Origin of the sequence: Citrobacter sp. Cpo069, from assembly GCF_030332785.1 — a bacterium.
Classification (GTDB): Bacteria; Pseudomonadota; Gammaproteobacteria; order Enterobacterales; family Enterobacteriaceae; genus Citrobacter; species Citrobacter portucalensis.
Window position 1 is genome coordinate 289,861 of sequence record NZ_JAOWHD010000059.1, and the last position, 20,374, is coordinate 310,234.

A 20,374-nucleotide genomic window follows, 5' to 3' on the forward strand; every position below is an offset into this window, starting at 1 on the left:
CAAGCCTCCTGAGTTCAGGTGCTAAAGTAAAAGAAGAAGCGGAAAATAGCAGCATTCATGCTTGCGTTACCTTGTGTGGTAAAAACCGGACAACCTTTATTGAAAAGGCTTACGGATAAATTGTCAACTAATTGATTGCACTACAAATAAAAGAGAGGGAGCCAGGCTCCCTCTTTTCACCGGCTTATGCCAGAGCTGCTTTCGCTTTTTCGACCAGAGCGGTGAACGCTACTTTGTCGAATACTGCGATGTCAGCCAGGATCTTACGGTCGATTTCAACAGAGGCTTTTTTCAGGCCGTTGATGAATTTGCTGTAAGAAATACCGTTCTGACGTGCTGCTGCGTTGATACGCGCAATCCACAGTTGACGGAACTGACGCTTTTTCTGACGACGGTCACGATAAGCGTACTGACCAGCTTTGATAACAGCCTGGAAGGCAACGCGGTATACGCGAGAACGCGCACCGTAGTAGCCTTTAGCTTGTTTCAAAATTTTCTTGTGACGTGCACGGGCAACTACACCACGTTTTACGCGAGCCATATGTGCTCTCCTGTATCTATATTCTTAGTAAAAAAATGAATTAAACGTTAACGGCTTATGCGTACGGCAGGCACGCGATAACCAGACCCAGATCGCCTTTAGACACGAGGCCTTTTGGACGCAGGTGACGTTTACGCTTAGTAGATTTTTTGGTCAGAATATGACGCAGGTTTGCGTGCTTACGCTTAAATCCACCACCACCGGTTTTTTTGAAACGCTTAGCAGCACCGCGTACGGTCTTAATTTTTGGCATTTTAATAACTTCCACTTCGCATTGTTAATAAACGAAACGTAGGCGAACAACGGCTGTGGAACCCGTAGGCTCCACAGACATTGCTACTTGAAGGCCTTACTGTTTCTTCTTAGGAGCGAGCACCATGATCATCTGGCGGCCTTCGATCTTCGTAGGGAAGGATTCGACTACTGCCAGTTCACTCAGATCGTCACGGACGCGGTTGAGCACTTCCATACCAATCTGTTGGTGGGCCATCTCACGACCGCGAAAACGCAGCGTGATCTTAGCCTTATCGCCATCTTCCAGAAAGCGTACCAGGCTGCGGAGTTTTACCTGGTAATCGCCATCGTCGGTGCCAGGACGGAATTTAATTTCCTTAACCTGGATAACTTTTTGCTTTTTCTTCTGTTCCTTAGAAGACTTACTCTTTTCATAAAGGAACTTGCCGTAGTCCATAATACGACAAACTGGCGGTTCGGCGTTAGGGCTGATTTCAACTAAATCTACTCCAGCTTCTTCAGCTTTTTCGATCGCTTCTCTCAGACTCACAATACCCAAAGCTTCGCCTTCCAGACCTGTTAAGCGAACTTCCAGGGCGCGAATCTCGCCATTGATACGATTCGGACGTGCCGTTTGAACTCGTTTTCCGCCTTTAATACCTTATTCCTCCAGTTGTTGAAGACTGCGGCTGCGAATCTCTTGTTGCAGCTTCTCAATCACTTCATTTACGTCCAGGCTGCCCAAGTCTTTGCCACGACGGGTGCGCACGGCAACTTTGCCTGCTTCTACCTCTTTGTCGCCACAGACCAACATGTAAGGGACACGACGTAAAGTGTGCTCGCGGATTTTAAAGCCAATCTTCTCATTTCTCAAGTCTGCTTTTACACGAATACCCGCATTTTGTAGTTTCTGCGTTAATTCGTTAACGTATTCAGACTGAGAATCGGTGATGTTCATGACCACAACCTGAACTGGTGCGAGCCAGGTCGGGAAGAAGCCAGCGAACTCTTCGGTCAGGATACCGATGAAACGTTCCATCGACCCAAGAATTGCACGGTGAATCATAACCGGAACCTGACGCTCGTTGTTTTCGCCAACGTAAGAGGCGCTTAAACGGGACGGCAGGGAGAAGTCCAGCTGTACAGTACCGCACTGCCATGCACGATCGAGGCAGTCATACAGGGTAAATTCAATTTTCGGACCGTAGAACGCGCCCTCACCCAGTTGGAACTCAAACGGGATGTTGTTTTCTTCCAGCGCAACGGCCAGGTCAGCTTCAGCACGGTCCCACATTTCATCGCTACCGATACGTTTTTCGGGGCGAGTGGACAGTTTGACGACGATTTTCTCGAAGCCAAAGGTGCTGTACATATCGTAGACCATACGAATGCACGCGTTAACTTCATCACGAATCTGCTCTTCAGTACAGAAGATATGTGCATCATCTTGAGTGAAGCCACGAACACGCATCAGGCCATGCAGCGCACCTGACGGTTCATTACGGTGGCAGCTACCAAACTCAGCCATACGCAGCGGCAGATCGCGATAGGATTTCAGACCCTGATTAAAGATCTGCACGTGGCCTGGGCAGTTCATTGGCTTAATGCAGTATTCACGGTTCTCAGAAGAGGTGGTGAACATTGCATCTTTGTAGTTATCCCAGTGACCTGTTTTTTCCCACAGCACGCGGTCCATCATGAACGGACCTTTCACTTCCTGATACTGGTATTCTTTCAGTTTTGAACGAACGAATACTTCCAGTTCACGGAAGATAGTCCAGCCATCGTTGTGCCAGAACACCATACCCGGTGCTTCTTCCTGCATATGATACAGGTCAAGCTGTTTACCGATTTTACGGTGATCGCGTTTGGCCGCTTCTTCCAGACGTTGCAGGTAGGCATTCAGGGCTTTTTTATCTGCCCATGCTGTACCATAAATACGCTGCAGCATCTTGTTATTGCTGTCGCCACGCCAGTATGCCCCTGCGGTCTTCATCAGTTTGAAGTGATGGCAGAAACGCATGTTCGGCACGTGCGGGCCACGGCACATATCGACATATTCTTCATGATGGTACAAGCCAGGCTTGTCATCATGGGCAATGTTTTCATCAAGAATGGAGACTTTATAGGTCTCGCCACGCTTCACGAAGGTTTCACGCGCTTCGTACCAGCTGACTTTCTTCTTAATGACATCGTAGTTTTTCTCAGCGAGCTCGTGCATCCGCTTCTCGAGCGCGTCGACGTCTTCCTGGGTTAACGTACGGTCAAGATCGATATCGTAGTAAAAACCGTTATCAACAACCGGTCCGATCGCCATTTTGGTGTGCGGCCAGAGTTGTTTGATCGCGTGCCCTAACAGGTGCGCACAGGAGTGACGAATGATCTCCAGACCTTCTTCATCCTTCGCGGTGATGATGGAGAGCTTCGCATCATGCTCAATCAGATCGGAAGCATCTACCAGCTCACCGTCAACACGGCCAGCAATAGTGGCTTTCGCCAGACCTGGACCGATGTCCAGCGCAACATCCATGGGGCTTACAGCGTGGTCGTAATGGCGTTGGCTGCCATCAGGAAGAGTAATAACAGGCATGTTATATCCTTATTTGCAGTGGTGCCCCACACGTAAGAGCACATACAAAGATTCAATATTTAAAATTATCAAAAAGGTCTGGGCTGATTCCCGCTTCACTCTGCGAAATATGTCACTGGTCGCCTTAGAGACCACACTGGACCTACACCCGCTTTTTGATAACACCGTTTGACAGTGTACACGGCATTACGGGTCGATCAAAGCAACAATCAACGCGCGCTCTATGATGTAAATCAATTCACTGACACCCAACCGTCTTTGTTACACTTGCACAAAGTCATCTAACCTGAGCAGGAAAAAAACAATGCCCACAAATCGCTTTGCGAAGAAACACTGGAAGATGGTTGTGATTCTGCTCGTTATTTGTGCGGCCATGTTGATGCTGCGCTGGGCTGCGATGATCTGGGGCTAAATGACGCTCACCCACTGTTCCGGTTTCGTTTATTTATCGATTAATCGAATTTGTCTGAAAATAGCGCGTTATGGCCAGATAAAAAAATAAAACGCAAATTAAATATTAAATAAACTTAACTTTAACTTAGAAAAGCCAGGTCATTTATTTGACCCGGCTTGTCATTACATCCGATAGCCGAGGGAAACTGTCGTGCGGCGATCGGTATGTTCCGGCGCTGTTGCCGGCGGTTCAGAGTTCCAGGTCACGTTGTAAGCCACCTTTAACCCAAAGTGCTCGTTGATGGCAACGTTCAGGGCAGTTTCAGAGTTGAGCGTGGTATCGTCAGCGCCGAATACCGACACACCCTGAGTAAACTTGGTGTTGTCCGTCATCTGCCATGCATAAGCCCCGGACGCATAGCCCAACGGCTGTGTTTCGGTGGTGCCATCCGTGTGCTCGTCATAGCGCACGCCAGGACCGAATTCGAAACGGAAGCTGTGCACAGGTCCGTTGAGGAACTGACGACCATAACCCGCTGTCAGCACGTCACGCTCGCGGTAGCCGTTGTAGCGGTCGGTCAACCAGCTTGCCTGTCCAAAGAGATAGTCATAGTCGGTCATGTTGTAACGACTACGGCCACCTACGGCATATTTCTCCGATGAACGCTCATCATTTGAGGAGGTATTGCTGGCATTTCCCCACAGAGACCATGCGGTCGTTTGGCCGTACCAGGTCATGGTGGTATCTGCGGTTAAAGAAGAACTTTTTGTGTTGCCTGACTGGGCGAGATATCCCGCGTTCAGGTTACCTTCAAAGGGTTTTTTCGCGCTGGAAGGGTCATCCATGACAGTAAAAACGGAATCATCGGCTACAGCATGCATTGACGCAAGCAGGCCTCCCGTCAACAGTAATGCTGCGGGCACTGTCTTCAAAAGCTTCATTTATTAAGAGTCCGTACAACAAAAAAAGAGACCATTACGGTCTCGGAAACTTTCATATGGATCAATGACAAAAGACCCTTGAAAGGTAACAAATTATAAAAAGACTCGAATAACATAGCAATAAATTCTTATTTCATTTTTTGAATAAGAGCGTTCCTAAACCTTTATTTTATTTATATATCTTTATGGCGATAATTTTAAATAAAGATATGAAAAATCATGTTGTTAATTACTTCACTTTCGGGAGGTTAAGTGCCAGACTGAGTTCAGCCTAACAGGAGGTAAAGATGGTACGTATCTATACGTTAACACTTGCGCCCTCTCTCGATAGCGCAACAATCACCCCGCAAATTTACCCGGAAGGTAAGCTTCGTTGTACCTCGCCGGTTTTTGAACCCGGCGGCGGCGGTATCAACGTCGCTCGCGCAATTGCCCATCTTGGCGGAACCGCAACGGCGATTTTCCCCGCGGGGGGAGCAACCGGAGAGCATCTTGTTGCATTGCTCGCCGACGAAAATGTTCCCGTATCTACCGTCGAAGCCAAAGACTGGACCCGACAAAATCTTCATGTCCACGTGGAGTCCAGCGGCGAACAGTATCGTTTTGTCATGCCGGGCGCTGCGCTGACCGATGACGAGTTCTACCAACTTCAGGATCAGGTGCTGGAAATTGAGTCTGGTGCGCTGCTGGTCATCAGCGGCAGTTTGCCGCCCGGCGTACAGCTTGAGAAGTTGACCCGACTCATTACCACCGCACAAAAACAGGGGATCCGCTGTATTGTCGACAGTTCAGGCGAAGCACTGACGGCGGCGTTAGCCATCGGCAATATCGAACTGGTCAAACCCAACCTCAAAGAACTGAGTGCGCTGGTAAACCGCGAACTCACTCAACCCGATGATGTGCGCAAGGCCGCGCAGGAAATCGTGCAAAGCGGAAAAGCGCACCGCGTTGTGGTATCGCTTGGGCCGCAAGGGGCGCTGGGTGTAGATCGCGATACCTGCGTTCAGGTGGTTCCGCCACCGGTGAAAAGTCAAAGTACCGTAGGTGCAGGCGACAGTATGGTCGGGGCCATGACGCTTAAACTGGCAGAGAACGCGCCTTTTGAGGATATTGTCCGTTACGGTGTCGCCGCGGGCAGCGCAGCAACGCTGAATCAGGGTACTCGCCTGTGCTCTTTGGACGACACGCAAAAAATATATTCGTATCTCGCTCAGTAACGACACCGTCCCTCTTTTGAAGAAAAAGGGGGATTCTCGCGTAAAACTGTCAGCATGGGTGTTATGCGACTATGATAAAAAATCACGTGATTACAAAGAAGTGAATCATGTGCAGTCAGACGTCTCCACAGCGGTACGGGGTGAAGAAGAACGACAAACATTAAGTGCCTTTCCAGCGATGACGCGTCCGTGGTGTGCGTCAGTTCGTGTTTTTTAACCGCATTCTTGCGCTAACCTTATGATCTGGCAGACAACATGGGGAGAGACATCATGTGGCAGGCTATCAGTCGTCTTTTAAGCGAGCAATTAGGTGAAGGCGAAATCGAACTGCGTAATGAACTGCCCGGCGGAGAGATCCACGCCGCATGGCATTTACGCTATGCGGGGCGAGATTTTTTCGTCAAATGCGATGAAAGAGAGCTGTTAACCGGCTTTACGGCAGAAGCCGATCAGCTGGAGCTACTTTCCCGCAGTCAAACTGTATCTGTACCGAAAGTCTGGGCAGTAGGCGCAGACAGAGATTACAGCTTTCTGGTGATGGATTTCCTCCCTCCCCGTCCGCTTGATGCGCATAACGCGTTTATCCTCGGCCAACAGCTTGCGCATTTGCACGAATGGAGCGACCAGCCTCAGTTTGGTCTCGACTTCGATAACGCGCTCTCTACCACGCCGCAGCCAAATACCTGGCAACGTCGCTGGTCAACCTTTTTCGCCGAGCAGCGTATAGGCTGGCAGCTGGAACTCGCCGCTGAAAAAGGCATAGCGTTTGGCAATATTGACGCCATCGTCGAACACGTTCAGCAACGTCTCTCTTCTCATCAGCCGCAGCCGTCTCTCCTGCACGGTGATTTGTGGTCCGGGAACTGCGCCCTCGGTCCTAACGGTCCGTATATCTTTGACCCTGCCTGCTACTGGGGGGACAGAGAGTGTGACCTGGCAATGCTGCCGTTACATACCGATCAGCCGCCGCAAATTTATGACGGTTACCAGTCTGTCTCGCCACTGCCGCTGGACTTTCTCGACAGGCAGCCAATCTACCAGCTCTATACGCTGCTGAATCGGGCAATTCTGTTCGGGGGACAGCATTTGGTTGTGGCGCAGAAAGCGCTGGATAGATTACTGGCGGCCTAACGACGTACCGTGTTGCTTATCAGGCCTGCCGTTTCGCAACGTGGCAGGCCCGATAGAGTGGCACTTACAAAAAGCCCAGCAATGAGAAGAAAAAGTAGCCGATCACGATAACGATCACCGGCAGAATATAAAGCGGGAAAATTTGTAAGAAGATCGTATGGTGCGGTACCACAATTCGCGACTCAAGTTGCTCGCGGGATAATCCTTCACTGCCCTTTGCTTGTTCCAGAATTAGCTGATCCTCAACGCCTTCGCGTAAGAAACGCGCCTGGCGGCTCATTCTGGCGCCTGAGTCCTGCAACGCCAGGCCGATAAAAATCAGAATGAATATCAGCCAAAAAACGAGATTCAGTCCACTTTGAAAATCGGGCGTTGGCGAGTTATACCAGAACACGTTAAGAAAAGGTGTGTTCACCCGCATCATGTCGATCATCACATGGGCAAAATCGAGCATGACCGCGTTAATCCCTTCCTGCTTTTCGCTGTGCGCGTACATAAACTTCAGTACTGAAACCAGCGTTGAAATCAGCGCAGGAATGAAAACCACCCATCCCACCAGCCTTTTCAAGATGGCAATGCGTCCAGCTTGTTGATACGTCATGAGTTCCCCTTGATTAAGACGTGTCATTTTGGCCTAAGTTTACCCGTTGATTACCGTTTTCGCCTGATCTTTAAAGGCGGTATACTTCTGAATTAGCCATAATGAACGCTCAGAGTCCGTCCAGGCTGGCTCTAATCCCTTTTATCACCGTAAAGGAGAGGTTGTAATGTCAACCCCGCGTCAAATTCTTGCTGCAATTTTCGATATGGATGGGTTACTGGTCGATTCTGAACCGCTTTGGGATCAGGCTGAACTGGATGTGATAGCAAGTTTAGGCGTTGATATCTCCCGCCGCCATGAACTTCCCGATACCCTTGGCTTACGCATCGACATGGTGGTTGATTTGTGGTTTGCGCAGCAACCCTGGAACGGCCCCTCACGTCAGGAAGTCACCGAGCGCATCATTACCCGGGCCATTGCGTTGGTTGAAGAAACAAAACCGCTGCTGCCAGGCGTTCGTGAAGCTGTGACACTGTGCAAATCTCAGGGAATCAAAGTAGGACTGGCATCCGCCTCGCCGCTACATATGCTGGAAAAAGTGCTGACCATGTTTGATCTGCGCGATGACTTCGACGCGCTGGCTTCTGCAGAAAAACTGCCTTACAGCAAACCGCACCCACAAGTTTACCTCGATTGTGCGGCGAAACTGGGCATTGACCCGTTAAACTGCGTAGCACTGGAAGACTCAGTGAACGGCATGATTGCCTCGAAAGCTGCCCGTATGCGTTCCATCGTCGTACCAGCGCATGAGAATCAGGACGATCCTCGCTTCGTTCTTGCCGACGTCAAACTAACCTCGCTCACCGAACTCACAGCCGCTCATCTGCGCGGCTAATCCTGTAACGGGCAATGATCGTATTGCCCGTCTTTTCAGACCTTCGCTTTTAAAACAGCGTTTCATTTTTAATTGTATTTCTGTTTAACCTCTCCTATCCTTGCCCTATAGCGCAAGCGTTAATGACATAAATAGTTGAGGTAAACATGATTCAGGAAGCTTTTCGTCTCGAAGGTAAAGTCGCCATCGTCACTGGATGTGACACCGGCCTCGGGCAGGGTATGGCAGTGGCGCTGGCTGAAGCGGGCTGCGATGTAGTCGGCGTGAATCGTAAAATACCGCATGAAACCGCAGAGAAAATTAACGCCCTCGGTCGACGCTTTATGGCCATTCAGGCCGACCTCAGTCAACAAGATGCTCTCACCAGCATCGTGACACAAACGGTGTCGGCGTTTGGCCGGGTCGATATTCTGGTCAACAATGCAGGAACTATACGCCGTCAGGATGCACTGGACTTCAGTGAAAAAGATTGGGATGACGTGATGAATCTGAATCTAAAATCCGTTTTCTTTCTGTCGCAGGCCGTGGCGCGCCAGTTTCTGGCTCAGGGCAATGGCGGAAAAATCATTAACATTGCCTCGATGCTCTCTTTTCAGGGGGGTATCCGTGTACCTTCCTATACCGCATCAAAAAGCGGCGTTCTGGGCATCACTCGCCTGCTCGCCAATGAATGGGCGGCCAAAGGAATTAATGTCAACGCCATCGCGCCCGGCTATATGGCGACCAACAACACCCAGCAACTGCGCGCAGACAGCGAGCGCAATCAGGAGATTATCGATCGTATTCCCGCCGGACGCTGGGGCACGCCAAATGACCTGAAAGGCCCGGTCGTGTTCCTCGCAAGTCCCGCCTCTGACTATATTCATGGTTATACGCTGGCGGTGGATGGCGGTTGGCTGGCGCGGTAAAGGCGCACTTGTGACAAAGGGTTACAACGTCACCTCTTCCGCCTACTGTATAAAACCCCTATACTGTATGAATCGACAGTTTATTGGGTTTTATCATGACGGCGGAAGGCCACCTTCTTTTTTCGATTGCCTGTGCGGTATTTGCCAAAAATGCCGAGCTAACGCCCGTTCTTGCGCAGGGTGACTGGTGGCATATTGTTCCTTCAGCCATTTTAACGTGCCTGCTGCCGGATATCGATCATCCCAAATCTCTGCTGGGACAGCGTCTGAAGTGGATATCAAAACCCATTGCCCGCGCATTTGGCCATCGCGGGTTTACGCATAGCCTGCTGGCGGTTTTTGCCCTGCTGGCCACGTTCTACCTGAAAGTCCCGGATACCTGGATAATACCTGCCGATGCCTTACAAGGTATGGTACTCGGCTATCTTAGCCACATTCTGGCTGACATGCTGACTCCAGCAGGCGTTCCCCTGCTTTGGCCCTGCCGCTGGCGTTTTCGTCTGCCCATCCTCGTGCCGCAAAAAGGCAATCAACTGGAGCGGTTTCTGTGCATGGCACTGTTCGCGTGGGCAATCTGGATGCCGCAAACCGTACAAGAGAACAGCGCGGTACGCTGGTCTTCGCAGATGATTAATACGCTACAAATGCAGTTCAATCGTTTCATAACGCATCAGATTGACTAATAAATCAGCCAAAAAATCATTTTAGGTATAAACAATTCCATTTGAATATAAGAGGCAAGTCACAGTTCTGCTAATCTTGCGCCAACAGAATCACCTTTAAACGGTGATACGCATAATAAGATCAGGAGAACGGGGATGAACTTTCCATTAATCGCGAACATTATCGTGTTCGTAGTGCTGCTGTTCGTGCTGGCGCAAGCCCGTCACAAACAGTGGAGTCTGGCCAAAAAAGTACTGGTCGGTCTGGTCATGGGTGTCGTGTTCGGCCTTGCCCTGCACACCATTTATGGCTCCGACAGCCAGGTTCTTAAAGACTCAGTACAGTGGTTCAACATTGTCGGCAACGGCTATGTCCAACTGCTGCAGATGATTGTTATGCCGCTGGTATTTGCGTCTATTCTCAGCGCCGTTGCTCGTCTGCACAACGCCTCTCAGTTAGGTAAAATCAGCTTCCTGACCATCGGAACGCTGCTGTTTACTACGCTGATTGCCGCGCTGGTAGGGGTTCTGGTGACCAACCTGTTCGGCCTGACCGCCGAAGGTCTGGTGCAAGGTGGTGCTGAAACCGCCCGTCTGAACGCGATTGAAACCAACTATGTTGGCAAAGTGGCTGACCTCAGCGTTCCGCAACTGGTGCTGTCGTTTATTCCGAAAAACCCGTTTGCCGATCTGACTGGCGCGAACCCGACGTCGATTATCAGCGTGGTTATCTTCGCCGCATTCCTGGGTGTAGCCGCACTGAAACTGCTGAAAGATGATGCCCCAAAAGGCGAGCGCGTTCTGGTCGCTATCGATACCCTGCAAAGCTGGGTGATGAAACTGGTTCGTCTGGTGATGCAGTTGACGCCGTACGGTGTTCTGGCGCTGATGACCAAAGTGGTTGCAGGTTCCAACCTGCAGGACATCATCAAGCTGGGTAGCTTCGTCGTGGCCTCTTATCTCGGTCTGGGCATTATGTTCGTGGTTCACGGGATTCTGCTGGGTATTAACGGCGTTAGCCCGCTGAAATACTTCCGCAAGGTATGGCCGGTGCTGACTTTCGCCTTCACCAGCCGTTCCAGCGCAGCCTCAATTCCGCTGAACGTTGAAGCGCAGACCCGTCGTCTGGGCGTGCCTGAATCCATCGCCTCATTTGCCGCCTCGTTTGGTGCCACGATTGGTCAGAACGGTTGTGCGGGCCTGTACCCGGCAATGCTGGCAGTAATGGTTGCACCGACCGTCGGTATCAACCCACTGGACCCAATGTGGATTGCCACGCTGGTTGGTATCGTGACCGTGAGCTCCGCAGGGGTTGCGGGTGTAGGTGGCGGTGCAACATTTGCCGCGCTGATCGTCCTGCCCGCTATGGGTCTGCCGGTCACGCTGGTTGCGCTGCTGATCTCCGTTGAGCCGCTGATCGATATGGGTCGTACCGCGCTGAACGTAAGCGGTTCCATGACTGCCGGTACGCTGACCAGCCAATGGCTCAAGCAGACTGATAAAACGATTCTGGACAGCGACGATAACGCCGAACTGGCGCATCGCTAAGTCTGTCAGCTAAAAAAAACCGTCGGAGTATCATGCTCCGGCGGTTTTTTTATATCCATTAATCCCTTAGTTCATTTTCCTGGCGAACCTGATTAGCCCAACGCTGTGCTGATTCCGGGACCGTAAATGCAGGCGAACGTTGAAACGCCTCCCCCATTAAGACAAAAGCGACATATTTTCCGCGTAGTATCCATACGTCACGAAACGCATCCATTTTAATCGCATGCTCTGGTGGCGCGGGCTCCACGCGAGGAACATAGCTGATAACCGGACGATTTTGTTGGCGAAGAGGTTTCATAATCAGTTGCTTCACTAAAGACAAATTCTAAAAATCAGAAAACCGCTATCTTAGCCGATTTTGCCGCCTTGCGTCCTGCCTTGCGTGCGCTGTTTGCCTGGTTCATCGCGCTTTACGTCATCGACCTGTACCTGCGCCACTGAGTGAGTGGTCTATAGTTAAAGCTTTTGACAGCAACAACGACCCTTTCAGCAATGAAACCAGGAGACGAGTTTAATGTCACAGAATGATAAGCATCCACTCCATCACTCAGCGCCGGTTCATGATGCCAGCGAATCCCAGCCAGGACTTGACTCACTGGCACCCACAGACGGTTCACATCGGTCAACACCTGAACCCACGCCGCCAGGTATGCAGCCCACTACGTCCGGCAGTTTAAAAGCGCCGGATATCAAAAGTGACAAACTCAATGCACTGGACAGTTTTCGTAAAGGAAGCGAAGATTTTGCTCTGACAACTAATCAGGGCGTGCGAATCGCAGACGATCAAAACTCTCTGCGCGCAGGTAATCGCGGGCCAACCCTACTGGAAGACTTTATCCTGCGGGAAAAGATTACCCATTTTGATCATGAACGCATCCCGGAGCGGATCGTACATGCCCGAGGTTCTGCCGCTCATGGTTACTTTCAGTCCTATGCCAACCTGAGTGCGACGACGAAAGCGGACTTTCTAAGTGATGAAAATAAAATCACCCCGGTTTTTGTCCGATTCTCTACCGTTCAGGGCGGCGCAGGCTCTGCGGATACGGTCAGAGATATACGGGGATTTGCGACCAAGTTTTACACTGAAGAGGGCATTTTCGACCTGGTGGGAAACAATACTCCCATCTTCTTTATTCAGGATGCCCATAAATTCCCGGATTTCGTCCATGCGGTTAAACCGGAGCCGCATTGGGCTATCCCGCAGGGCCAAAGCGCCCATGACACCTTCTGGGATTATGTCTCATTACAGCCTGAAACGTTGCACAACGTCATATGGGCAATGTCCGATCGGGGTATTCCGCGCAGCTATCGCACGATGGAAGGCTTCGGTATTCACACATTTCGGTTGATTAATGCGCAAGGGAAAGCCACCTTTGTCCGTTTCCACTGGAAACCGCTGGCAGGCAAAGCCTCGCTGGTATGGGATGAAGCGCAAAAACTTACCGGTCGGGATCCCGACTTTCATCGCCGCGATCTGTGGGAAGCTATCGAAGCGGGCGATTATCCGGAATATGAACTGGGACTACAGCTGATTCCCGAAGAAGATGAATTTAAGTTCGATTTTGACCTGCTCGACCCGACCAAGCTGATCCCGGAAGAGCTGGTTCCGGTGCAACGCGTCGGTAAAATGGTGCTGAACCGCAATCCTGATAATTTCTTCGCCGAAAATGAACAAGTCGCTTTTCATCCCGGACATATCGTCCCTGGCATCGATTTTACTAACGATCCCCTGCTGCAGGGTCGCTTGTTCTCCTATACCGATACTCAAATCAGTCGCCTGGGCGGGCCCAATTTCCATGAAATCCCGATTAATCGCCCGACCTGTCCGTACCATAATTTCCAGCGTGACGGCATGCATCGAATGGACATCGATACCAATCCAGCCAACTATGAACCGAATTCCATCAATGATAACTGGCCGCGTGAAACGCCGCCGGGGCCAAAACGCGGTGGATTTGAGTCGTATCAGGAACGGATTGAAGGAAACAAAATCCGCGAACGTAGCCCCTCTTTTGGCGAATACTATGCGCACCCTCGCCTGTTCTGGCTAAGTCAGACGCCAATTGAACAGCAGCATATTATCGGCGGATTCAGTTTCGAACTCAGTAAGGTTACGCGCCCCTATATTCGGGAAAGAGTGGTCGAACAGTTAGCTCATATTGATGCTGCCCTCGCCGAGGCGGTTGCCGATAATCTCGGTTTTAAGCTAACCAAGGAACAGGCCAGCATTGCGCCACCGCCCAACGTCAACGGTTTGACAAATGCACCGTCACTCAGTTTATATGCAGGTGCGCAAGGTGAGATTAAGGGCCGCGTGGTCGCCATCCTACTTAATGACCAGGTGAAATCGAGCGACCTGCTCGCCATCATGCAAGCCCTACAGGCCAAAGGCGTTCATGCCAAATTGCTCTATTCCCGAATGGGTAAGGTAGTTGCCGATGATGGATCTGCTCTGACGATCGCCGGTACTTTTGCGGGTTCGCCATCCCTGACGGTCGATGCGGTTATCGTTCCATGCGGTAATCTCGCGGACATCATTAAGAACGGTGATGCCCGATATTATTTACTCGAAGCGTATAAGCACTTAAAACCTATCGCCTTGTCCGGCGATGCTCGTCAGTTTAAAGCAACGTTGAATATCAAAAATGAAGGAGAAGAAGGCGTGGTGGAAGCGGACAGTGCAGACGCACAGTTTATGGATGCCCTGTTGACGCTGATGACCGCGCACCGCGTCTGGTCACGTGCCGGAAAAATAGAAACGATTCCCGCCTAAAAAAATGCGGCGCACGATTGCGCCGCAAACTCAGGAATTACACGTTCAGAAAACTGCCAAGACGATAACCGCGCTCCGCAATTGCATATTTCAGTGACGAAGACGTCAGCACGTCGAGCTCAGTTAAGCGGGGGTAACAGTAGGCACTTTGACGAATAATGTCATCGATAAAGGCCGGATGACACATCACTTCCAGCGAAGACTCTCCCCGGTCGGCTGACGCATCCAGCGTCTGTAAAAACAGAGCCTCGGAAATCGCTTCGCCGTAAAACTCGCTGCTGAATCCCTGGGAGGTACGTAACGTTTCCGGAAAATCAGACGCCTGGAACACGGTCTGACGATCGATACGCAATGCAATCCCCTTCTGGGCAGCAAACCCGGCTACGATAGGGAAAATTTGCGGGAACATATGCACATGGTGATGGCTATCCAGATGCGTCGGCTCCCGCCCGAACAGGTCAATAAAACGCTGATACTGCGCGGCCAGCTCCTGAGATATTTCATCCAGCGGCAAAGTGTCCTCCTCTGCCATCTGCCAGATCCATTTCCCCAGTAATCCGTCACGAGTAAGGCCCGGCATTGCCGTCAACGGCCTACCCAGCGTCAGAACAAAATGCATCCCGACGGCAAGTGCAGGTATGTCGCGACTCAGCTGTACCGCATGGTCAATCGCCGCACCGTTAACCAGCGCCGTTGTCGAGGTGACAACGCCATTACGACAGGCTTCAACAATGCCGTAGTTTTGTCCTTTACTCAGGCCAAAATCATCCGCATTCACTATCAGTACGCGTTCCATAGCCGACCTCAGTTAGTGTTGTTCGCTTTTGAGTTTCTCAATGCACCCGGCGAAGTTTGGCAACCATTTTTCATGCGCCAGGATTAGCTCACGCGCCAGAATCTCGGCATCGCTGTCAGAATGCACCAGCGGACTCAGGTTTAACGCCAGCAGCACATCATTCAGCTCGCCGCTCAATGCCGCATTGCTCGCCGCAACCTCAAAGCCTTTAATGGTGTAGATAAGGCCAAGCACTTTCTCATCAAAATGGGTAATACGTGGGTGCGGCGTAGCACCGTTACGTCCGAGCGTGCAGGTCATCTCAACTGCCCAGTCCGCAGGAATGTTATCAACATGTCCATGATGTGGAATGTTGACGTAGTGCTCGGTCTGTTTGTCGTTGTAGATGGCGTTGATCACTTCACAGGCCGCATCGGAGTAATACGCGCCACCGCGCTGCTCCAGCTCTTTCGGCTTAACGTTTAGCTCAGGATTTTTGTAGAGATCAAACAGTTGTTTTTCTACTTTTTGTACTACCTGGGCACGTGCGCCGCCCTTATAGTACTCGCCCATTTCGATCGCCAGCATCTCTTTTGGCTTAAAGTAGTACAGCAAATACGAGCACGGCAGCAGCTTCAGCGAACGAATCAACCCTTCGCTGAACGGCAGGTCGAAAATGTTCTTCACGGTGGAAGCTTTCAGTTGTCCAGAAGCCACGCCGTCCAGCAGTTCATCAAAGCGTGATGTACCGTTCACCAGCACGTCTTTAATAAAGACCATGTGGTTCAGACCGAACAGATCGATGGATAAGTCATCGCTCTCTTTCAGCGCCAGCACATCGCTAATGAACATTTTCATGCCGACAGGAATATTACACACACCGATGAATTTCTTGAAATTCGTGTGGCGATAGACCGCTTCAGTCACCATCCCTGCCGGGTTAGTAAAGTTAATCACCCAGGCATTCGGGCACAGTTCTTCCACATCTTTAATAATGTCAAAGATAACCGGAATGGTACGCAGACCTTTGAACAGCCCGCCAGCACCGTTGGTTTCCTGTCCCAGATAACCGTGACTCAGTGGAATGCGCTCATCCTTTTCACGGGCTTTCAGTTGCCCTACGCGCAGCTGGGTAGTAACGAAATCAGCATCTTTCAGCGCTTCGCGGCGGTCCAGTGTTTTAAACAACTTCATCGGCACACCCGCTTTGTCGATCATGCGCTGGCAAAGGTCAAAAATAATGTCCAGCTTCTCTTTTCCACCGTCGACATCAACCAGCCACAACTCAGAAACCGGTAATTCATGATAGCGCTTAATAAAGCCTTCAAGTAATTCAGGGGTGTAGCTGCTCCCGCCACCGATAGTGACGACTTTTAATTTCTGGCTCATACTTTCTCCCTTCAGTGTAAAAACACTGACGTGTATTATGCTCAACCCGTTTGTCAGGTATAGCGTGGCTGTCCCGACGCTATTTTGGGCAAGCTATAAAAAATGGGTTATTGGCAAATAATATCTACTGATTAAATTCAGTTAATTTCTTACGGTAGCTATTCGGTGTAAACGACGTCAGCTTTTTAAACGTTTTAATAAACAGGCTTGGACTACTGTAGCCAGACTCGTAAGCAATATCCGTTACAGAATAGTTCGTCATTTCCAGCTGTTTTTTAGCAAAGTTAATGCGGATTTCATTAATAATCTGCATCGGCGTTTTGCTGTAATAACGCTGGGTAGCGCGGGTCAGATACTCCTGGGATTTCGCGGACAGGTGTACCATATTTTCCAGCGCATTCTCGCTAAACTGCCGTTTGTCGTGCATGGTCTCGACGGTGGTTTTAAGCCACTGCGGAATATCATCCAGCACTTGCTCTTCGCGATGATGGCGTAACCGATTTATAATATAGAAGGTGACCACTTCTACAAATTCATCCAGCCCGCTCTCACGAAAGTTAAGTGATGCAATAACCGTTTCAATGTAGGTAAGAAACGAGTTATTCGCCCGGTAGACCTGCGATGCAACGAAACAAAATGGCAGCAGCGGGTGATAGTGCTGTTCAAAAAAACGTTTACTGATGCCAACGTTAAGGATCCTTGTCGCACCAAAATCATAAAAACTCTGGTGGTGCGATCCCAACGGGATAAAGACAAAGTCTCCACGTTCTAGCAGTACGCGTTTACCGTTGATTTCCTGATAATAGCGCCCCGTTAAAACCAGGGTAAACTCATAGTAGTCATGCTGATGCAGCCCGCTGATGCTCTCAGTTTTGTTATAGATGAACACATGGAAATTTTTGCCATTAAACAGCTGCTGTTCATAAACGGTTTTGATTTCCGGTGCGTTAATCTGTAGCTGCATTATGCACTCCTCGCTATTTCAGCTTTTCGTGAAGCTCAATCAGTTCAGTCACCAGCTCACGTGCCAGCATTGATGTCATCAGGTGGTCCTGCGCGTGGACCAGCACCAGGCTGACTTTCATTTTACCTTCACCCTGATCGCCTTCAATCAGTTTCGTTTGCACGAGGTGCGCTTCGTTCAGCGCCAGACGAGACTGGTCCATCATGGTCTTAGCTGACTCGAAATCACCCTGCTTGGCCATTTTGAGTGCGCCGTACGCCAGGCTACGCGCCTGACCGGAGTTGATGATGAGGCCCATCACCACTTCTTCAAGTTCTTCTGCTTCTGACTGCGTATCGACGATGTTCTCGATATCCAACATACTTTTTTCCTCTGGTTCAGTCCGGCATGACCGTAAAGCCATGCCGGATTAAATTTAGAATTTTAATGCGTTAGCGATATCTTCTTCGCTTTCTTCTTGGTCAATAACGTTCTGCGCTTTGTTGGCTACCACCACGAACGGCAGGTAAACCAGCGTTGCGATACCGAGGTTGAACAGCGCGACCAGCAGAGCAGCGACGCTACCGTTGGTGTTAAAGAACGCGCCCAAACCGGTTGGCATAGTCCACGGTGCAATGTTGGTAATCGGTGGAATAATGCCTGAGTAGTAAGCTGCCAGCGTAATCGCCGCCAGAATCGGTTGCACCAGAATGAACGGGATAAACATCACCGGGTTCATGATGATCGGCAGACCGAACAGGATAGGTTCGTTAATCTGGAACAGACCTGACGGCAGTGCCAGTTTAGCAACCTGACGATAGTCAGGACGACGCGATGCCAGGAAGATAGCGATAATCAGACCCAGCGTTGCCCCGCTACCCCCAAGGAAAATATAGGAGTCGAGCATCGGTTTCGCCCAGACGTGGAACGTCTTACCGGCTTCCAGCGCGGCATCTACGGAACCAAACTGTTGGTAGATAGAGATGTTTTCCAGCGCCCATGGCGTCATGATACCGCTGTCCAGCGCAGTCAGCGCCAGTGAACCGTGAATACCGAAGAACCACAGCAGCGGAACAAAAATCACGTAGGCCCAGCCCACCACGCTGCCCAACGACGCCAGCGGAGTTGAAATGGAATCCATAATGATTTGGTGGAAGTTCGTACCCCAGGTGTTCAGTGCCCAGGCGATGATCCCCATAATGGAGAGGATAAGGAAGCCAGGAATCAGCGCAGAGAAAGAGCGCGATACGGATGTCGGTACGCTATCAGGTAATTTAATGACCCAATTGCGACGAACCACAAAGGTGAACATTTCCGCGACCGCAAGGCCGATAATAATACCGGAAATAATATTGGCACCGCCGAGCCAGTTCGCGCCAACGGCATAGGCTTCACCCACGCTATAAGGCGTTACGGTCATAAACGCGGCGACGGATAACAGCCCGGCAGCCAGTGAGTCGACTTTACGTTCTTCTGCCAGCGCCATGCCGATAAAGAACGGTGCCATCAATGACATGATACCCAGCGTACCGTTATAGACGTTTCCACCAATGCCTTTCAAGCTATTCAAAGTTTCAATAGTTGAAGCATCAAGTCGAATGCCCATTGAATAAAAAAACGACCCCTCCCCAAAGCTCAGGAAAACGTTATTGATTAATACAAACATAGCCCCTGCGAGGGTTAACGGCATTAAACGAATAAAACCGTTCTTGATTGCATTAACGTGTGGCTGCTTTCCAATTTTTACAGCAAAAGGAAGGAGTACCTTTTCAAGTGAAGCAATAGCGTTACTCATAGAAAAATACCCTTAAATACCGCAATTAATAATTGCGGTGAATGTTAATGAAATAACTCTTTGACGGGAAAAATTAAAATAAAATAATTAATTTGCTGCGGCTTTTTTAATTGCTGCAACAGCAGCCTTAAGCACGCCTAAACCATCGACTTTGCCATACAGCAGCGAGTCAATCACTTCCACAGGCTTGTTGGGTAACAAACGCTGAATTTCGGGCAACATATAAGCAATTTGTGGACCTAATAACACGACATCGGCGACAGGACCTTTTTCTCCGGCCAGCGTTTCAGGAAATGCTTCAATAATAACCGGCACTTCGTATTTTTCGGCCTGAGCACGCATCTTCGAAACCAACAATGAAGTCGACATGCCCGCAGAACAAAACAGATAAATGTGTTTCTTTTCCATTAAAACGATCCTCATGTGCGATTATCTGTCAACCAGACACTCCGCAAGCCATAACCTGCATCCATGCTCTGGGTAACTTGCGTCAGCTAAATTACTTTTTTAGGTGGCTGAAATGAGTATACGGGATTGCACCGGTGGATGGTATTTCCTTGACCAACTAAATTGTCTCTCCTTGACCTGTCGTTATGACCCCCCTCACATTTCGGGCAAATAATTCGCGGCAATAAATAAGATCGTTCGGCACAAAAAAACCGGCACGATGGCCGGTTCTTCTGAATGCTCAGGCAATAGGCAGTTGTTACTTCTTCGCCGCCTGCGGGTCAGTGTCGTACTCTGCGCAGGTCTGGTAACCGGAGTTAATCACATGTCCGGTGTCGTCTAAAGCAACAAAATAGGTTTCAGCTTTACCATCTCGTTGACCCAGGATGTAGGTCTGGCATGTCCCGCGCGCATGAATCATACTGACTTCAGAAGAAGGTTTACCGGCAATCTGCGCCACCTGCGCCCTGCTCATCCCTTTCTTCACATCTTTCACCACGGGCTGAACAAATTGGTCTTTGGTGCGATCGTAGGCCGTACACCCTGCCAGCATAGTCAAAACAGCCGCTGCGCTTAGAATTCCTGTTAGGTTCTTGTTCATATTCCGTCCTCTTGTATTTCAGCGTGTTATATAAGCCTGGAGCACAACA

General features: G+C 50.1%; 23 protein-coding genes and 1 other annotated feature (1 of these 24 cut by a window edge). Of the genes, 8 read left to right on the forward strand and 15 right to left on the reverse strand.

Features of this window, described 5'->3' with window-relative positions; all coding sequences use genetic code 11:
* Nucleotides 1–64: a sequence feature (Phe leader region), on the reverse strand (it extends 61 nt beyond the left edge of the window).
* The 5 genes from pheM to thrS form a co-directional block, all read right to left on the reverse strand.
* A complete protein-coding gene (gene pheM, locus OGY08_RS17375; RefSeq protein ID WP_001386830.1) occupies nt 15–59 on the reverse strand; it encodes a pheST operon leader peptide PheM in 45 nt (14 codons plus the stop codon). It overlaps the preceding feature by 45 nt.
* 120 nt (nt 65–184) lie before the next feature.
* On the reverse strand, nt 185–541 hold the full coding sequence (gene rplT / locus OGY08_RS17380) for a 50S ribosomal protein L20 (protein WP_003030578.1): 357 nt from the start codon (nt 539–541) through the stop codon (nt 185–187).
* Between the two features lie 55 nt (nt 542–596).
* Nucleotides 597–794: a 50S ribosomal protein L35 gene (gene rpmI / locus OGY08_RS17385; protein ID WP_003030583.1), complete on the reverse strand. Its 198-nt coding sequence runs from the start codon at nt 792–794 to the stop codon at nt 597–599.
* Nucleotides 795–890: 96 nt separating this feature from the next.
* On the reverse strand, nt 891–1,433 hold the full coding sequence (infC, locus tag OGY08_RS17390; protein WP_048997935.1) for a translation initiation factor IF-3: 543 nt from the start codon (nt 1,431–1,433) through the stop codon (nt 891–893).
* 3 nt (nt 1,434–1,436) lie between these two features.
* The gene (thrS, locus tag OGY08_RS17395; protein ID WP_003832572.1) at nt 1,437–3,365 is read right to left on the reverse strand and encodes a threonine--tRNA ligase; all 1,929 of its coding nucleotides are present in this window, start codon (nt 3,363–3,365) and stop codon (nt 1,437–1,439) included.
* 304 nt (nt 3,366–3,669) lie between these two features.
* Here thrS and yniD point away from each other — a divergent pair, with 304 nt between their 5' ends.
* Nucleotides 3,670–3,777, forward strand: a complete 108-nt coding sequence (gene yniD, locus OGY08_RS17400) for a small membrane protein YniD (RefSeq protein WP_003030590.1) — start codon at nt 3,670–3,672, stop codon at nt 3,775–3,777.
* Between the two features lie 164 nt (nt 3,778–3,941).
* Here yniD and OGY08_RS17405 read toward each other — a convergent pair whose 3' ends face one another.
* Nucleotides 3,942–4,700, reverse strand: coding sequence for a DUF481 domain-containing protein (locus OGY08_RS17405; RefSeq protein WP_003832568.1), 759 nt, complete (start codon nt 4,698–4,700; stop codon nt 3,942–3,944).
* 287 nt (nt 4,701–4,987) lie between these two features.
* On the opposite strand from OGY08_RS17405, the gene pfkB reads away from it, so the two are divergent.
* Both pfkB and OGY08_RS17415 read left to right on the forward strand, forming a co-directional pair.
* A complete protein-coding gene (gene pfkB / locus OGY08_RS17410; protein ID WP_048235508.1) occupies nt 4,988–5,917 on the forward strand; it encodes a 6-phosphofructokinase II in 930 nt (309 codons plus the stop codon).
* A gap of 270 nt (nt 5,918–6,187) precedes the next feature.
* Nucleotides 6,188–7,048 carry a fructosamine kinase family protein gene (locus OGY08_RS17415; protein WP_003030598.1) on the forward strand — a complete coding sequence of 287 codons (861 nt, stop codon included), beginning with the start codon at nt 6,188–6,190 and terminating at the stop codon, nt 7,046–7,048.
* A gap of 64 nt (nt 7,049–7,112) precedes the next feature.
* Here OGY08_RS17415 and OGY08_RS17420 read toward each other — a convergent pair whose 3' ends face one another.
* A complete protein-coding gene (locus OGY08_RS17420) occupies nt 7,113–7,649 on the reverse strand; it encodes a YniB family protein (RefSeq protein WP_008784573.1) in 537 nt (178 codons plus the stop codon).
* A 166-nt stretch (nt 7,650–7,815) separates the two neighbouring features.
* Between OGY08_RS17420 and hxpB the strand changes: the two genes are divergently transcribed.
* The 4 genes from hxpB to tcyP all read left to right on the forward strand — a co-directional run bounded on the left by hxpB (nt 7,816) and on the right by tcyP (nt 11,602).
* Nucleotides 7,816–8,484 carry a hexitol phosphatase HxpB gene (gene hxpB, locus OGY08_RS17425; protein ID WP_103014598.1) on the forward strand — a complete coding sequence of 223 codons (669 nt, stop codon included), beginning with the start codon at nt 7,816–7,818 and terminating at the stop codon, nt 8,482–8,484.
* A gap of 146 nt (nt 8,485–8,630) precedes the next feature.
* The gene (kduD, locus tag OGY08_RS17430; RefSeq protein WP_125363157.1) at nt 8,631–9,392 is read left to right on the forward strand and encodes a 2-dehydro-3-deoxy-D-gluconate 5-dehydrogenase KduD; all 762 of its coding nucleotides are present in this window, start codon (nt 8,631–8,633) and stop codon (nt 9,390–9,392) included.
* 83 nt (nt 9,393–9,475) lie between these two features.
* A complete protein-coding gene (locus OGY08_RS17435) occupies nt 9,476–10,075 on the forward strand; it encodes a metal-dependent hydrolase (protein WP_008784570.1) in 600 nt (199 codons plus the stop codon).
* 135 nt (nt 10,076–10,210) lie between these two features.
* Nucleotides 10,211–11,602, forward strand: coding sequence for a cystine/sulfocysteine:cation symporter (gene tcyP, locus OGY08_RS17440; RefSeq protein ID WP_003832558.1), 1,392 nt, complete (start codon nt 10,211–10,213; stop codon nt 11,600–11,602).
* A 58-nt stretch (nt 11,603–11,660) separates the two neighbouring features.
* On the opposite strand, the gene cedA is transcribed toward tcyP, so the two are convergent.
* The gene (gene cedA, locus OGY08_RS17445; RefSeq protein WP_008784569.1) at nt 11,661–11,924 is read right to left on the reverse strand and encodes a cell division activator CedA; all 264 of its coding nucleotides are present in this window, start codon (nt 11,922–11,924) and stop codon (nt 11,661–11,663) included.
* Nucleotides 11,925–12,116: 192 nt separating this feature from the next.
* Between cedA and katE the strand changes: the two genes are divergently transcribed.
* Entirely contained in the window at nt 12,117–14,375 is a 2,259-nt protein-coding gene (katE, locus tag OGY08_RS17450; protein ID WP_125363156.1) for a catalase HPII, read from the forward strand.
* Between the two features lie 37 nt (nt 14,376–14,412).
* On the opposite strand, the gene chbG is transcribed toward katE, so the two are convergent.
* The 7 genes from chbG to osmE form a co-directional block, all read right to left on the reverse strand.
* Nucleotides 14,413–15,171 carry a chitin disaccharide deacetylase gene (gene chbG / locus OGY08_RS17455; RefSeq protein ID WP_057066961.1) on the reverse strand — a complete coding sequence of 253 codons (759 nt, stop codon included), beginning with the start codon at nt 15,169–15,171 and terminating at the stop codon, nt 14,413–14,415.
* A gap of 12 nt (nt 15,172–15,183) precedes the next feature.
* Nucleotides 15,184–16,539 carry a 6-phospho-beta-glucosidase gene (locus tag OGY08_RS17460; protein ID WP_032943151.1) on the reverse strand — a complete coding sequence of 452 codons (1,356 nt, stop codon included), beginning with the start codon at nt 16,537–16,539 and terminating at the stop codon, nt 15,184–15,186.
* Nucleotides 16,540–16,663: 124 nt separating this feature from the next.
* On the reverse strand, nt 16,664–17,506 hold the full coding sequence (gene chbR / locus OGY08_RS17465) for a transcriptional regulator ChbR (protein WP_085951046.1): 843 nt from the start codon (nt 17,504–17,506) through the stop codon (nt 16,664–16,666).
* A gap of 10 nt (nt 17,507–17,516) precedes the next feature.
* A complete protein-coding gene (gene chbA / locus OGY08_RS17470) occupies nt 17,517–17,864 on the reverse strand; it encodes a PTS N,N'-diacetylchitobiose transporter subunit IIA (RefSeq protein WP_003832549.1) in 348 nt (115 codons plus the stop codon).
* A 54-nt stretch (nt 17,865–17,918) separates the two neighbouring features.
* Nucleotides 17,919–19,277: a PTS N,N'-diacetylchitobiose transporter subunit IIC gene (chbC, locus tag OGY08_RS17475; protein WP_003030619.1), complete on the reverse strand. Its 1,359-nt coding sequence runs from the start codon at nt 19,275–19,277 to the stop codon at nt 17,919–17,921.
* Between the two features lie 87 nt (nt 19,278–19,364).
* On the reverse strand, nt 19,365–19,685 hold the full coding sequence (chbB, locus tag OGY08_RS17480; protein WP_003832547.1) for a PTS N,N'-diacetylchitobiose transporter subunit IIB: 321 nt from the start codon (nt 19,683–19,685) through the stop codon (nt 19,365–19,367).
* Nucleotides 19,686–19,983: 298 nt separating this feature from the next.
* Nucleotides 19,984–20,325: an osmotically-inducible lipoprotein OsmE gene (gene osmE / locus OGY08_RS17485; RefSeq protein ID WP_003030621.1), complete on the reverse strand. Its 342-nt coding sequence runs from the start codon at nt 20,323–20,325 to the stop codon at nt 19,984–19,986.
* Nucleotides 20,326–20,374 lie beyond the last annotated feature (49 nt).